14 protein-coding genes are annotated in these 13,937 nt (G+C 35.0%); 7 read left to right on the top strand and 7 right to left on the bottom strand.

The genetic code is table 11. The features are described from left to right. Positions 1–88: 88 nt before the first annotated feature. The gene (locus CM19_RS07025) at positions 89–358 is read left to right on the top strand and encodes a hypothetical protein (protein ID WP_052349483.1); all 270 of its coding nucleotides are present in this window, start codon (positions 89–91) and stop codon (positions 356–358) included. A gap of 770 nt (positions 359–1,128) precedes the next feature. Continuing rightward, positions 1,129–2,352 (top strand): MFS transporter, encoded by a 1,224-nt coding sequence (locus CM19_RS07020; RefSeq protein WP_150111408.1) that lies wholly within the window; start codon positions 1,129–1,131, stop codon positions 2,350–2,352. A 17-nt stretch (positions 2,353–2,369) separates the two neighbouring features. On the opposite strand, the gene CM19_RS07015 is transcribed toward CM19_RS07020, so the two are convergent. Together CM19_RS07015 and CM19_RS07010 are read right to left on the bottom strand one after the other, a co-directional pair. Next, entirely contained in the window at positions 2,370–2,756 is a 387-nt protein-coding gene (locus CM19_RS07015) for a DUF1634 domain-containing protein (RefSeq protein ID WP_048099743.1), read from the bottom strand. Continuing rightward, positions 2,756–3,613, bottom strand: coding sequence for a sulfite exporter TauE/SafE family protein (locus CM19_RS07010; RefSeq protein WP_048099742.1), 858 nt, complete (start codon positions 3,611–3,613; stop codon positions 2,756–2,758). The genes CM19_RS07015 and CM19_RS07010 overlap by 1 nt, the downstream gene beginning before the upstream one ends. Before the next feature lie 207 nt (positions 3,614–3,820). Here CM19_RS07010 and CM19_RS07005 point away from each other — a divergent pair, with 207 nt between their 5' ends. Further along, positions 3,821–4,414: a hypothetical protein gene (locus tag CM19_RS07005; RefSeq protein ID WP_048099872.1), complete on the top strand. Its 594-nt coding sequence runs from the start codon at positions 3,821–3,823 to the stop codon at positions 4,412–4,414. A gap of 4 nt (positions 4,415–4,418) precedes the next feature. Here the strand turns inward: CM19_RS07005 and CM19_RS07000 are convergent, their stop codons facing one another. Beyond that, a complete protein-coding gene (locus CM19_RS07000; RefSeq protein WP_048099741.1) occupies positions 4,419–4,898 on the bottom strand; it encodes a DUF2299 domain-containing protein in 480 nt (159 codons plus the stop codon). Between the two features lie 133 nt (positions 4,899–5,031). Here CM19_RS07000 and CM19_RS06995 point away from each other — a divergent pair, with 133 nt between their 5' ends. Continuing rightward, positions 5,032–5,613 carry an alpha/beta hydrolase family protein gene (locus CM19_RS06995; protein WP_048099740.1) on the top strand — a complete coding sequence of 194 codons (582 nt, stop codon included), beginning with the start codon at positions 5,032–5,034 and terminating at the stop codon, positions 5,611–5,613. Between the two features lie 11 nt (positions 5,614–5,624). Here the strand turns inward: CM19_RS06995 and queC are convergent, their stop codons facing one another. Both queC and CM19_RS06985 read right to left on the bottom strand, forming a co-directional pair. Further along, positions 5,625–7,010, bottom strand: a complete 1,386-nt coding sequence (gene queC / locus CM19_RS06990) for a 7-cyano-7-deazaguanine synthase QueC (protein WP_048099739.1) — start codon at positions 7,008–7,010, stop codon at positions 5,625–5,627. 141 nt (positions 7,011–7,151) lie between these two features. Continuing rightward, on the bottom strand, positions 7,152–7,364 hold the full coding sequence (locus CM19_RS06985; protein WP_048099738.1) for a hypothetical protein: 213 nt from the start codon (positions 7,362–7,364) through the stop codon (positions 7,152–7,154). 32 nt (positions 7,365–7,396) lie between these two features. Here CM19_RS06985 and CM19_RS06980 point away from each other — a divergent pair, with 32 nt between their 5' ends. Then, positions 7,397–9,616 (top strand): DEAD/DEAH box helicase, encoded by a 2,220-nt coding sequence (locus CM19_RS06980; RefSeq protein ID WP_048099737.1) that lies wholly within the window; start codon positions 7,397–7,399, stop codon positions 9,614–9,616. Between the two features lie 38 nt (positions 9,617–9,654). Next, entirely contained in the window at positions 9,655–11,514 is a 1,860-nt protein-coding gene (locus CM19_RS06975; RefSeq protein WP_052349482.1) for a 4Fe-4S dicluster domain-containing protein, read from the top strand. Here the strand turns inward: CM19_RS06975 and CM19_RS06970 are convergent. Then, positions 11,507–12,043, bottom strand: coding sequence for a MogA/MoaB family molybdenum cofactor biosynthesis protein (locus tag CM19_RS06970; RefSeq protein WP_048099870.1), 537 nt, complete (start codon positions 12,041–12,043; stop codon positions 11,507–11,509). The two genes, CM19_RS06975 and CM19_RS06970, sit on opposite strands and share 8 nt — an antisense overlap. A 40-nt stretch (positions 12,044–12,083) precedes the next feature. Further along, entirely contained in the window at positions 12,084–12,872 is a 789-nt protein-coding gene (locus CM19_RS06965) for a hypothetical protein (protein WP_048099736.1), read from the bottom strand. Between the two features lie 35 nt (positions 12,873–12,907). Between CM19_RS06965 and CM19_RS06960 the strand changes: the two genes are divergently transcribed. After that, on the top strand, positions 12,908–13,894 hold the full coding sequence (locus CM19_RS06960; protein ID WP_048099735.1) for an FAD-dependent oxidoreductase: 987 nt from the start codon (positions 12,908–12,910) through the stop codon (positions 13,892–13,894). Positions 13,895–13,937 lie beyond the last annotated feature (43 nt).

The following is a 13,937-nucleotide window of genomic DNA, read 5'->3' as shown; positions in this document are numbered from 1 at the left end:
TTTAATTCGTCCTCTTAATAGAGAAGATCTCTAGCTTATTATCCTTATAAGGATAATAGTTAAAAGTGATTAATTCGCGCTAATATATATGGAAACTCAAATTAAAGGAGTTTTGGCAGGAGCTAGAAAGCTAAGAGAGCTTATAAGTTCAGACGTTAAAACGTTCGAAAAGGACGACGAGTATTTTATTGTAGGGATTTCTGAATCTCCCTTGTCCTGTTCTGAAAGATCCGAGATAATTGATAAAGTTCTAGATGAAGCTTACAAGTATGCGAATTCGCTCTATTTGACTGTTCTCATCGTAAACAACGAATCATATAAACAAATTAGGGAAAATCTAGGGAAAGAAATTGATTAATTTTTGCATATACAATATTATTTAAGATGTACTTATAGTTCTTATTTCACAATATTAATTTACAGCTGAGTAAATTTATGATGTTATAATTCTAGAACCAGAAAAAGCATGGCTAAACATAACCTATTCGCTTCAAGAAGGAAGATGAGTAATTAGAGCAAAATTCAACCATAGAAGGTGTGAGATTTAAAAGGTTGAGAAAAGGTCTTAGAATGGGTTTTAGTTTTACGGACATTTTTGTTATTTCCATGAGACCCTTAGATTTCAGCGCGTTCTGGGTCAGCACTAGTCATCACGATCCATTAGTGGAATAACCCATCCACACAACCCAAACATGCGTGGGGAAGCCCGCACATCCTTAATTCCTCCCTTATCCTTTTTTGTCCCTTCTTCGGGTCTACACACCAACATTTAGGACAAATTAATTTTGTGCTTTTAAAATATAATCATCTTGGAAGGGGGAAATATCGTGAAATACATAAAAATATCACGATCTAAGCGAAACTACTTTCAATTGCATCTTTCTCTGTGGAACTGTAGTTACACTGCTGTCGAGACTTCATAGGTGTAACTAACATCACTTTTTTACGGAATGAGAAACACCCTTCGCTCGTGTGAAGCCAACCTCATCTAATCTTTGCCTAGTAAACATGAAGATCAAGGAAGTTTACTTTTTTCGTTTATACATGGTATGAACCAATAGAATATTTTATTAACTAACTATTTAGGTCTAAATCGACCTTCAATTGATCAAAACATCACCTAGATGGATGATTTCACCGCTTTTATTTAATATGGCTTATGGCCCTCTGTCTACACTTATTTCAATAGAAATTCTTAACTTAGGAGGGAACTCCTTAGATATAGGATATGCTATTACAGCAGGAAACATAATGCTAATCCCAGCATCTATTTTTTGGGGCTTGATGGCAGACAAACATGATATTAGAAAAATAACAATATCTGGATTCCTGATTTCATCAATTATGATTTTTTCAATGTTTTTAATTAGAAGTATAGCTGGGTTAATAGGAATTTTTTCAGCTTTTTCCTTCTTTAGCACGGCTTACAATACTCCCATGAACTTACTAGTAATGGAAACTATGGAAAAAAAGAACTGGGCATCGGGATTTTCGAGACTTTCTATGTTATCTTCAATAGGAACTCTACTAGGTTTAATTATATCTACTTTTGCAGTTCTTTTAATTAAAATCTATGAATTATATATTCCTTTAGGTATAATATCACTGCTGAGTTTAGTTTCTGCATATGTCTATATACCTAAAAATCTTATAGGAATAGAGAGAAACTCAATAATTCACCAAAAAGAATCTTTTCTAACAAGAATTAAAATGCATCCCCTATTTTTCCTTCACTTACCTAATCTAGCCCATTTCAAGATGTTTAGATTATCTAGATTAAAAACGAAACCCATAAATTTCTTACCAATGCTATATCTCGCAATTTTCCTTTTTTATGTATCAAGCGGTCTATTTAATACACTTTATCCAGCTAGTCTGTATGTTTATGGATTAGATAAAACAACTGTACTAGGAATAATAACACTAGGTATGACTGCACAAATAGTTACTTTTCATTTCATTGGAAGATATATAGAGAATAGAGATGAAAAGGAAGTTAGCTTTAGATCTCTCCTGCTTAGAGGTATAAGCTACATAAGTATGGGTATTTCATTCTTGCTTGGTGGATCTATGATTCTGTTTTTTGGTTTAGTGTTTTATCCAATCGCTGCAGGAATAGCTTTTTCGGCTTATTATTCCGCCTCAAATGTTATAGTTTTCAAGGCAATTGGAGGAAGAAGACAAGGTACATCTTTAGGAGTCTACAGTAGCCTAGTAGGAATTGCCATGTTTTCAGGTTCATTAGCTTCTGGATATATAGCTACATACTTTGGATTTACTACAGATTATTCCTTAGCTGGAATTATATTATTCATATCTGCATATATATTTAAACAACTTGAAGAAGGATAATTTTTTTAAAAAAAAAATTAATTATGGACTACGAAAATAGGTATAACGAATATAGCTATTAACAAATTGAACAAGACTATTGCGGTAACTATTGTATAGAGTAAGTTCTTATCGAGCGCAAAATAGAGTACTGATAGCATTACTCTTATTACAGGCGTTGCAATTAGTACAACTAGTCCTAAATATATAAGACCTAAACCAGTAAATTGAGAAACACTATTAACAATAAAATTAAAACTTGCAGTAGATGAGTTCACAACTGAAGTCCTCGAAAGTAGTTCGGAAACGCTATATCCATTTGACCCATGTTCTACAAAGGTTAGTAAAGAACCGGTAGCTATCAGAATTACACTGACTATAACCCCTATTCTCAAGCTTAACCCTATTACGTCATTTATGTCCATTATACTATCCCCAACCCTCTGAGTATCATCTGAATGCCAAGAAATCCTAACAATATAGTGAATATTGTCCTTATTCTTCTATTCTTAAGTTTAACTAGAGTTTTTGTCCCTATCAAAGCGCCTAATAACACTCCTATTGCTGTAGGTGCAGCAATAAGAGGTTGTATATATCCAAGAGCCCAATATATTGAACTTCCAGTAGCAGCAGTAACCCCTATCATGAAATTACTAGTAGTAGTAGTTACTTTCATCGGAAGGTTCATGGCATAATCCATTCCCAAAACCTTTAAGGCTCCACTCCCTATACCTAATAAACCACTAATGAAACCAGCGAAAAACATTATTATCTCACCTAACCACCATCTAATTCCCCAGTAATTTACCTGCTTTCCAAGCGCGGAATCATAATAATCACCATATAACTGAAAAAATCTTGTTGTCCAGTCTTGAGGTTTAGGTTCTGGAAGCTCCCTTTTACCCTTAGTAATAGTAGGATATATAGAGCCTATGAGAACTATTCCGAAAATAATGTAAATGATATAAGCTAAATGATGTTCATAAATATAGGCTACCGTAAGTGATCCAACTATTGAACCTGCAGTAGTAGCTATTTCAAGAGACATACCTAACTTAACGTTTGTTATTCTATCCTTTATGTAAGCACTAGCAGCTCCGCTAGACGTAGATATAGTTGAAATTAAACTAGCCCCTGTTGCATAAATTATAGGTATACCGTCATATAGCGTTAGTATTGGTACTAAAATAGTTCCTCCTCCTAAGCCGGTTAAAGAACCTAAATATCCTGCCAAAATAGAGGAGAATAAAACTGAAAGAAAAAGTGCTAGTCCAGTTAGCATTATAATTACCAAATATCATTTTCGCGATACGTTTTTAAAACTAGTTTTTAGTTTCCATTATTATATCCTACAAAAAATATTATCTACTTAAATTATAAATTTGTATTATTTCTTTAATTTTTAAAATATTATTAAAATAAGTAATTATATCAGTTGGTAGTTAAACAAAAAGACAAGAGTAATAATCTAGACAGAATAGATCATTTCATGGAAAAAGTCGATATTTTACTGGAAGCCTATAAGGAAAGAAAGGAAATCGAGCCTTTTAATCTAGAGGAGGATGAAGCAAAGAAAATTGGTGAAGAATTTTCAACAAAACTAATTCAAGAGGAAGGACTAGGAGGATATAAGATAGGTAAAGATGGAATCATAGGCGTATTAACGAAGCCAATGATTACGTCATCTGACGTTGAACTATGGTTCAAAACACATAAGTTAGAAGTTGAACTTATAGCATTAGTAAGAGAGGGAGATATTCAAAGAGTTTACTTAGGACTAGAGTTGCCTGCTACTAGATTCAATACTTGGGACATTCCGGTAAAGTATATGATAGCCGATGATGCCTTCGCAGGTAGACTTTACGTGGGTAAAGAAATAGAGCCTCCTTATGGTCATTTCAAATTATTTATAAATGATAAGTATATTGCAGAAGGTGGACCTAGTTATAAACCTAAGGAAAGAGTAAAAAGTTATATGAATGGTTATGTTTCCTTAGGCGCATTCATTGGCCCTATAAAAGTTAGTAAAGGCGATAAAGTAAGAGTTGAAGGCAAAAAGACTATAAATGTCAAGTTAATATGATTTTTTAAATATATTTTATCGCATTACCTTTTGTTTGTGGCGTTCCGAAAGTATCGCTAAATTTCGATATAACTAACATACCAGCATTTTTCACTAAATATATACAATTTACTAAATCATTTGGAGTAATATCTTCTATTAGGAGGACTCTCACTATTTGAATAACTTGTGGAATTTGATCTCCCATTGGCATTAATATAACATCTGTACCCATTTTAAGCAGATCATATTTCAAGTCGTTAAGAAATTTCTTTCTTTCATCCTCTCTCATAGCTTTCAGTGCGTCTTGATGCCCTTGATATATTGCTATACCCATTACAACTAAGTAAAACTTCTGATTTTCTGTTGGTCTTATTACCTCGAATGCTGGACCCCCTTGAGGCGGTGTAACCAGTACATGAAAATGTTCCTTAGCCTGTGGTGGTCTAGATACGTTTAGACCTAAATCTCTTAACCATCTTTCCACATTACTGTCTGAATCCATTTTCCCTATTCATCTTCTCGACTGATAATTTATATCTGACGGGGTCGAGTTTTACGTACACTTATTTCCATGTCCATAAAAACTCCATAAGTATTACGAAACAGTTTTCAACGAGAAGGATTAATTAATAGCCATGAAATTTCTGGTAATCCATGGAAAGGGTTCGTCTCCTGAAAAGATAGGTTGGCTAATAGACCCTTTGAAGGAATTTGGAGAAGTATATGCCCCAGAATTTGACTTAGAAGTAAAGGAAGGAGTAGAAAAAGCTCTAAAGATAAATTTTGATTGTATTGCTGGACATTCAAGAGGAGGATTAATAGCCCTCATAACTGCTGCCCTAAAGGGAACGTGCGTTATTTCGATTTCCGCACCATCAGATAGAATTAGGCAACTTAAATATAGCTCAACTTTTCCTAAAGATACTATTCAATATAGAAACTACCTTGATTTATTAAAAATACCAGAAGAGGAATTAAAGAAATATTCTGCAATAAATTATGCAAACAAGATAAAGAAAGCATTATTAATTCATGGAGAACGAGATGAGATCGTTGAGAAAGAGCAAAGTAAACTCATGTGCGAAGAGATAGGTAGAAATGGAGGAGAATGTGAGCTCCACATAATAAACATGAGACATTCGCCAGGAAAATCAAATGAAAAGGAAATAAAAGAAATAATTCAGAGATGGATAAATACCAAGATATTCTCAAAATGAGGATATTAATATCACTGGAAAACTGGATCTATTAGCCCATTTATCGCAAAGGCTTGTTTTCTCATGTAACATGGCCCACACTTTCCGCAATGCTTTTCTCCACCTTCGTAACAACTCCAGGTTAAAGAAAGGGGCGCGCCTATTTCCACCCCTAACTTTACAATTTCGTGCTTTACTAAATTTCCTACTGGCATAAGTAAATCAATCTTCTTGTTTGGGCCAGTCGCATATGGTGATAACTTTTGAAATAGCCTAATGAACTCCATCTCGTTATCAGGATATGCCCCGGCTTCTTCTAAATTTATCCCTGAAGCTATAGCGTCATATCCTTTACTTTCAGCTATTGCTAACGCTACGGATATAAATACTGTATTTCTTGCAGGAACCCATTCATGAGCAAACTCTGCTCCCTCTTGCCCTTCTCTATCTTTAACTATCTCTCCCCCTCCCTTTATAAGGGTGGCGTTACCAACTAATTTAAATAAGTCAGTATCTATTTCCATTAATCCAAGATTTAGATAGTCCGCTATTTTCCTTATAGCATCTCTTTCTCTCTCCTCAGCCTTATGATGATAGTTAAAGTGTAAAAGAGTTACCTCATATCCTTCTCTTAACAGTTTTGTAGCAGCCACTGTAGAGTCTAGACCTCCGCTCGCTATTACTAAAACTTTCTTTCTTTTCTTTTCCTCGAGCAATGGTAGCTGATTAAAGTTCATTGCAGAAGTTACTTCTGCTACGCTGTAAGGCTCAAGCTTTCTAACGTTTACTTGATCGAAAGGTTTGACGTCAAAATACTCATCCAAAGATGAGAAGAATACGGCTTTCAAGGAGAAGTCATACGCCATATAAAGCGGTTTAAAATTCTGAGCGAGAAAAATTCTATCTGGCCTACTTTTATCAGCTATTATTAAGGCAAAACTGCCCTTTATATCTGACAGTACTTTTCTCAGTCCTTCTAAAGTTCCATCCCATCTAGAGTCTAGAAGAGGAGGAAGAATAGCTGAATCTATTCTTGTTTTTCTTTGTAGATTATATCTCCTTTCTAGTTCAATATCGTTGGATATTATGCCATTATGCGTTACTACATATCTTTTCCCTACAAACGGCTGGATATCTTCTTGAGTTTTAGCTTTAACATATTCTGTAGTAGGTTCTGCTCTATTATTGGCTATAACAACTCTAGAGTCTTCGTTTATAATTCCGTTAAGCTTTTCCTCGGAGTCCGAAGGTTTACCTGAGGACTTTATAGACTTTATCCCACCAGTTTTATCTATAACTATCACTCCATAACTATCTCTACCTCTATCTTCCGCTCTCTTGAGTAGATCTACTAGTTTTCTTTCAACTTCTTTCGATTTTTCTGGATCGAATATAAGAACACCAGATACACTACACAATTCTACTGAATCTTTGGTATAAACTTAAAAAATTAATATCTCGAACCACAGGCCTACAAATATCATGGTCTCATTAGCAACACATTTTACTCGTAGATGTTATAACAACAAGGAAAAGCGTTAGAAGTAAGTTCAGTACTCTTATAATCTTCCTCTTAACTCTAGAGTCAACTTGTAAAGTCCGCCAGGTAGGTCTTCTCCATCGACTACTGCATAGCCATATTTTCCAGCTATAGCAGGAGATTTCTCTAGCGTTTCCTCAGAAACAACTATCTCTACCCTCTTCACTCCAGAGTCTTCCATCTTTTGCAAGAAGCCTTTCAACTCTCCCTCATTACTTAGTACTTCTACCATATTTTTTACTCTTAAACCCAAATCTTAAAGCTATGGAGTTTATAGATACACTCTCTAACGCCTTAAAGCCTTTTCCTGCTGTTGTCTCCCACGTACAGGTTGAAACAGCTTTAGAGCCTGATATGGGAGAAAACGTTATAGATACTAGTCTAGATTCTAGACTGAAGGACTCCCTAATCTCTTTAGGAATAACAAGACTTTATAAATTTCAAGAAGACGCGATTAATGCGATAATACGTGGAGAGAACGTACTCATAATGTCTGGGACTGGAACGGGAAAAACAGAAGCCTTTCTCGTTCCACTTATTGAACTTACTCTCAGAAAAGGCGAGAAAAGTGTTATTCTTTATCCAACAAAAGCCCTAGCAAGGGATCAATTAGATAGAATTACAAAAATAGCTGAACCTACTGGAATATCAGTAGCAGTTCTGGATGGAGATGTTTCCGCAAAGGAAAGAGAAAAAATTTACGAAAAACCTCCAGATATATTAATAACTAACCCAGACATGTTACACTTAGGATTAAGCCTAAGTTATAAATTCAGGGATATAATCAGAGGATCCGATCATTTCGTATTTGATGAGATTCATGCCTATGAAGGAGTTTTAGGCTCACACATAAGGATGATATGTGAAAGGCTAAAGGAGTTTACTAATAATATTAATGTAATCTCTTCAAGCGCAACAATCGGAGCAACGCCTTATATGTTTCAAGAACTCTTTGGAGTTCCTGGGAAAATTATTCAGGGTATTCCTAGGAGGAAGGGAATGGCAATTCACGCACTTGTGGACTCAAAATCAATGAGCAGGTGGACTCTTTCAGCCTTCATAGCTGCTAAGGCAATAAAAGAAGGCCTAAAGACTTTAGTTTTTGTTGATTCGCAACAGATGGCTGAAGTAACTGCTAAGATTGCCGACAGATTCGGAGTAAACATGGCTGTACATAGAGCTGGATTGATACCCAAAGAAAGGATCAGAGTTGAGAAGGAATTAAAGTCAGGTATGATTATGGGAATAGTGGCTACCCCAACCTTAGAGCTTGGAATCGATATAGGTGATCTAGATGTAGTAATTATGGCAGAGAACCCACCAAGTTATCCTAAGTATGTTCAAAGAGCAGGTAGATCTGGTAGAAGAAATAAAATTGGATATGTAATAACGGTTATGGGAGATGACCCTATAGATTCCTATTTTCTTAGAAATCCTAAAGAGTTCTTTTCTAGAAAACTTACTCCGATACCATTTGATACAAGTAATTTAGAGGTCATCAAAGTACACGTAGGAGCTTACTTGATAGAAAAAGGTAAAGTTAAGATCTCAGATCTTCCTCCTCTCTGGGCTAAAGCAGCGAAAGAACTAGATAAAGAGGGGAAAGTTACAATCACTGGGAATTACCTAATAGCAAACAGAAAAACACTTGATTTCGTTAAAAATTCTTCTCTTAGAAATACTGGTCCAATTGTAAGAATATATGATAATGAGAAAAAAATTGGAGAGAGGGAGCTTCCAATAGCCCTATATGACCTGTATCCAAATGCTGTATATCTAGTTTCAAAGAGGACTTATATCGTGGAAAAACTAGACTTAAAATCCTTTAGAGCTCAGGTAAAAAGATCCACAGATGTAAGTTACTACACAAAACCGCTATATGACGTTGAGCTGGTAGAATTTAACGAATTAGACAAAAGGAAGGTTTATGGATTACCGGTTGCATATGGAGAGACAAAGGTAAAGATTTCCGTTAAAGGCTATGTTATAAAGAGCTTTTATGAGAATGAAAAGCATGAAAATAAAACAGAATTTGATGATCCTCTCCAATTTACGTATACGACAAAGGGACTTATAATTAAACATCCTGTCTTAGATGGCTTTGGACTTGTTGATAGCATGGAAGCTTATCATGCAACTGAGCATGTTCTTATATCTGCTGGTAGAGTAGTAGCCGGAGCATCTATGACAGATCTATCTGGAATGAGTTACCCTAGTGGGCACGTTATAATATACGATTCAGTTGTAGGAGGTAGTGGGGTCTCAAAGCTGATGTACAGTAGACTAGAAGATGCTTATGAGATAGCTCTGGATATAGTAGGAAAATGTGATTGTGAAGACGGATGCCCAAAGTGTATCTATAGCCCATACTGTGGGAACAATAATAAGGTACTTTCTAGAAGGAAATCCTTTAAATTGATCCAGGAAGTAATTAAGGGGAATAATACTAGTGATGAAAGAATTTGGGGAAATAGTGTAAGCTAGCACTAAGTTAAATAAGGTTGTTTATATAGAGGAAATTAATGTCAGATCTTGATACTTTTGCATTTTCTGCAATATCTAGGACTAGAATGGCAAAGCCTCCACAGAAAGTAATTGTTGTAAGGGATGAAAAGGACCTCCAGGAAATTTCAGCTATTCCTAGATATGAACTCTTCAGAGGAATAGAAGGAGATATTATCCTAGATCTTACCAGACTAAGGGGAGTAGAAGATAATGGAAATTATCTGAAAGTGTTATCTGGGACAAAGTGGAGTGAGGTACTACCCTACGCTCCAGAAATTTGGTCGAATCTTGACTATTCTGTAGGAGGGACAATACACTTCGATGATGAGGGATTTGGATTCAATGAATTTGGAGAAATGAAGAACAAAGTTAATATAGAGGGTTATAGTGAAGGAAAAAAATACGTTGGGAAATATACTGGTGGAATTATTTTCTCTGTCTCAATCCTTAAGGAAAATAAGGCTATCAAATTTATGCGCATTAGTGATTCGCTTGAAAATATAATAGGAAAAGTAAAGAGTTGGTTTTCCTCCACAATACCTCCTTTCAGAGACATAAGTATCTTTAAAACGGGTAATGAAGTAAATCTCTTAGTATCTTACCCAATAATTAGAGAAAGTTTAGTTTCTAAACTTCTTAATGGATTTGAAGATTCAGAGCCATTATATCCAAAGATAAAACCAGGGTATATTTATGCAGGGAAAATACCAACTAATGACCTATCCCCGCTTTTCGGAAACGTAGAAAACCTTTACATAACAGTTAGGAGAGATATGTCATATTTTCAAGCGTTCTCGAAAGTACCTCTAAACCTTCCAGGACTTCTTAGTTATTCTGATAAAGGAGAAAACATGTTTAATGGCTGTATTTTGTGCGGTAAGTGTGTTGATACCTGTCCTCATAGTTGGCAGCATGAGAACTCAATAACTTACTCCCCATTTGGATTTTATACACTTACAAAATACGGAAAACAGGTTGAAGTAGCCAATTGCCATATGTGCGGAGTTTGTAACAATGTATGTCCAGCCCAATTACCAATTGTTGAGTCTCTAAGAAATTACTCAAATCCGCCTAAAATCAATTTAAAAAAGGAGATTTACATTCCCACCAGGCGGTCTATAATTATTACACCTATATCGGAATCACTAGTTAAAGATGCGTTAAAGTTAATAAAATACTTCTCTACAAGGGGTGAAAAGATAGGTATTGTAACGTTAAATGAGAGCATTGACTCACTGGTTAAGGGAAATATTGACAAAAATAAGGTATACAAAACATTAGAAAAAATCGATGAAGTTATTACTCTAACACCTGAAGAGTACAATTACCTTATCGCCTTAAAGAACGTAAAAGTAATAGAAATTACTTTTGCTTTTGAACTTTTAATGCCTTTTATATCAAACTTACTTAAAAAAATGAAAGTTCATAGTAGCTGTTTCTACTCTTTTGAAGGTGGAATAAAAGGTTGTAGTTATGAACTTTTAAACCTAATAAATGGGGAAGGAAAAGGAAAAACGCCAGATGCAGAAATCAGTCTATGCCCGCTTGCCTCTAAAAAATTAGGAATAAAGAGTTACATAGACATCCTTCAGGTAAATCTTGACATAGAAGAGGAGAAAGCCATTTATCAAGAGCTACTTACATCACTACAGAAATCTAAAGATATAATTACTGATTCTCAGTGGTACCTAGATTTAGACAATTCACTATTCGAAAAAGTTATAGATAACATAATAACGAAAGTTTTAGAAAACAAAAGTACAGAACTACTGATAGATTTTTACCTTAACTTAGACGATTATGATTTCTCATCATTAGATACCTCTATAAAGGAAAGAATAGCCCATGATATACAAAAAATAGTTTCATCTACTTAGACCTAACTAGGAAAATTAAATGCGATACCTCTGGTATTATTAACTTCTCCATAGCTAGCCTTACTGCGTCAGGTGATCCTGGTAAAGAGTAGATTACCTTCCCTTTTACTATTCCAGCAGTAGCTTTGCTTAGATATGATGCTGAACCTACGTCCTTTTCATTATAACTAATTTGTCTGAAAATTTCGCCAAAGCCCTCTATTTCCCTATCAAAAATTCCCCTTAATGTTTCCACTGTTAGATCTGTTGTAGTATATCCAGTTCCTCCAGTAGTAACTATTACTTCAACATTGTTATCGTCCAAAGCAGTTGATATAGCCTTCAATATCTTTACTTTATCGTCTGGAACTAGAGAGTATCCCACTAGTTTATGGCCAGATGAAATTATAAGCTGCTTTATTAAATCTCCAGATTCATCAACAACAGGCTCTTTCTCTTGTAATTTCTCAAACCTCGAAGTACTTATTGTTATTACAAAAAAATTAAGGGTCTTTGGTGCCATCTCTCTATGCCTTTTATGAGAATCCATAAACATATATTAGAGAACATATTTTTAGAATTTCTTAGCCTTAAGAATAAAGGAGCTTTACGTGGGCTATATCTAAGTCTAAATCATTGAAGTCTTCTCTTTCCATAACAAGTCCACTAATATCTAGACTTGTACCTTCATGTAATTCTGTAAATCTTGTTCTAAAACTAGTTAGCACAAGACCTTGATCTGTTAAGTATTTTACAGGAATAGAAAATGGTTTAATAGCCTTAACTATCTTAAGCCTTCCCTTAAAAAAATGTTTTTTTATAACTTTACCAAACCTCTCGCACTCAACAATCTTAAACGTATAAGGTATACCATTATACTTTCCTTCTAGTAACCTTCTCTTCTTAAGAGCTAGAAAATCTTGAAGTTCCAACCCTTCAACCTCATTTTCATTGACAATATCTAGAGGAGATGTTATCTCCTCATTTCTGAGATCCTTTAGAATCGCATAGTTTTTCGGATCGAAAGAGAGAAAATCGATATCCTCTCCATTTCCCTGATATAGATAGCTACCTGTAATACCTACATTAATTAACCTTTTCAGCATTCCCTTAACCTTTTCAGGATATTTTACCTTAAATGGATCTAAAATTTCAGCACTATCTAAAGGTATAATAGGAACCTCAAATCCTATCTCTTCAATATATCTTAACAAATTAGGAAATCTTTCTCTTACAACTTTAAGGGAAGCTTCCATTGTTTTCAGCTTTAGGTTACCTATTACTCTTGGCACAGCTACAACGTGACCTTCAGGATGAAAACATCCCTTAACTGCCCAGACAGCATCCTTATACCTTACGAAATATCCTTCCACTATCACAACTCTTTTTTATGTTAACTGCATTTTGAACCTTGTTGAAAGTAGCAATTATTGGAGCGGGAATTTTAGGTAGTTCTCTATTTTACATGTTAAAGGAAGCTGGGCACGATACTATAGTTATTGATCCAAGAGTACGAAGGATTTTTCCCAGTCTAATTCATTCACTATTACTCAAGGGAAAGGATGTAGAATTAGCTAGAACCAGCCTAGATTTTTACAGAAAAGTTAGGATTCCTATGAAAGAGTTTCCATCAATAACTTTAGGTAAAGTTAGCGAAGATCTGATATCGCTTTGGAGTTCAGAAGGGGTTGAGATAAAAGAACAGTTTATAGACTGGATCAATGCAAGTGGGCTAGTAGCTATTGGTGGAGATAGATTAGTTTATATCAAGAGACTTATTGATAGTGTTCCGATAATAAGGGAAAAAGCTAGTATATATAGTTCTAATGGCAAAGCTTACGTTAAAGTTAATGGGAAAAGTATTGATGCAGATATAGTTATATTGTCTGCAGGTCCATGGAATAATTTACTATTTAAGGTAAATACGAAAAGTTATTATTGTTGGGCTTCCCTCGTTACAACAGAAGAAAGAAGATTAGATTCAATTTTCATATATGATTATGAGCTCAATTATTACTCTAGACCTTTTCTTGGAATTGGAACAAATACTGCAATAGTTGGAGACGGAGAAGCAATAGAATCTCCTCCATGTAAAAAGATAAAGGTCAATTCGGAGGAAGTTTTATCCAAAGCAAGAAAAAGACTGAAGGGGTTATTCAATATATATACGAATGGAGAATTTTGTGAAGGAACTCCAGATATGAGACCAGCTTATGGTAAATTACTTGACAATTTGTATTACGTTGGCGGACTTGATGGTTATGGGGCAGAAGTAGGTCCGGGTATGGCTAAGCTCTTGCTAGATTTCATTTTCCATGGTCACGAAACCAAAGAGTATAGGTTAGAAAGATTCAAAGGGATTATTGACTTCAAATTGGGAAAAGAACCGCACGAGATCTAAAGGTGATCTACCCAGCACTTAAGTGTTGGGCTTCCTGCTTTAT

Source organism: Candidatus Acidianus copahuensis (genome assembly GCF_000632495.1).
GTDB lineage: Archaea > Thermoproteota > Thermoprotei_A > Sulfolobales > Sulfolobaceae > Acidianus > Acidianus copahuensis.
The sequence above is the reverse complement of the archived record's forward strand: the minus strand, read 5'-3'. Positions and strand labels throughout refer to the sequence as shown.

Excerpts from the sequence above, each read along its gene's own strand:
- CM19_RS06995 (WP_048099740.1), top strand. The coding sequence starts at position 5,032 with ATGAAATTTCTGGTAATCCATGGAAAGGGTTCGTCTCCTGAAAAGATA.
- CM19_RS07010 (WP_048099742.1), bottom strand. The coding sequence starts at position 3,613 with ATGCTAACTGGACTAGCACTTTTTCTTTCAGTTTTATTCTCCTCTATT.
- CM19_RS07020 (WP_150111408.1), top strand. The coding sequence starts at position 1,129 with ATGATTTCACCGCTTTTATTTAATATGGCTTATGGCCCTCTGTCTACA.
- CM19_RS07015 (WP_048099743.1), bottom strand. The coding sequence starts at position 2,756 with ATGGACATAAATGACGTAATAGGGTTAAGCTTGAGAATAGGGGTTATA.
- CM19_RS06970 (WP_048099870.1), bottom strand. The coding sequence starts at position 12,043 with ATGGATTCTCATAAAAGGCATAGAGAGATGGCACCAAAGACCCTTAAT.
- CM19_RS06985 (WP_048099738.1), bottom strand. The coding sequence starts at position 7,364 with ATGGTAGAAGTACTAAGTAATGAGGGAGAGTTGAAAGGCTTCTTGCAA.
- CM19_RS06975 (WP_052349482.1), top strand. The coding sequence starts at position 9,655 with ATGTCAGATCTTGATACTTTTGCATTTTCTGCAATATCTAGGACTAGA.
- CM19_RS07000 (WP_048099741.1), bottom strand. The coding sequence starts at position 4,898 with ATGGATTCAGACAGTAATGTGGAAAGATGGTTAAGAGATTTAGGTCTA.
- CM19_RS07005 (WP_048099872.1), top strand. The coding sequence starts at position 3,821 with ATGGAAAAAGTCGATATTTTACTGGAAGCCTATAAGGAAAGAAAGGAA.
- CM19_RS06980 (WP_048099737.1), top strand. The coding sequence starts at position 7,397 with ATGGAGTTTATAGATACACTCTCTAACGCCTTAAAGCCTTTTCCTGCT.
- CM19_RS07025 (WP_052349483.1), top strand. The coding sequence starts at position 89 with ATGGAAACTCAAATTAAAGGAGTTTTGGCAGGAGCTAGAAAGCTAAGA.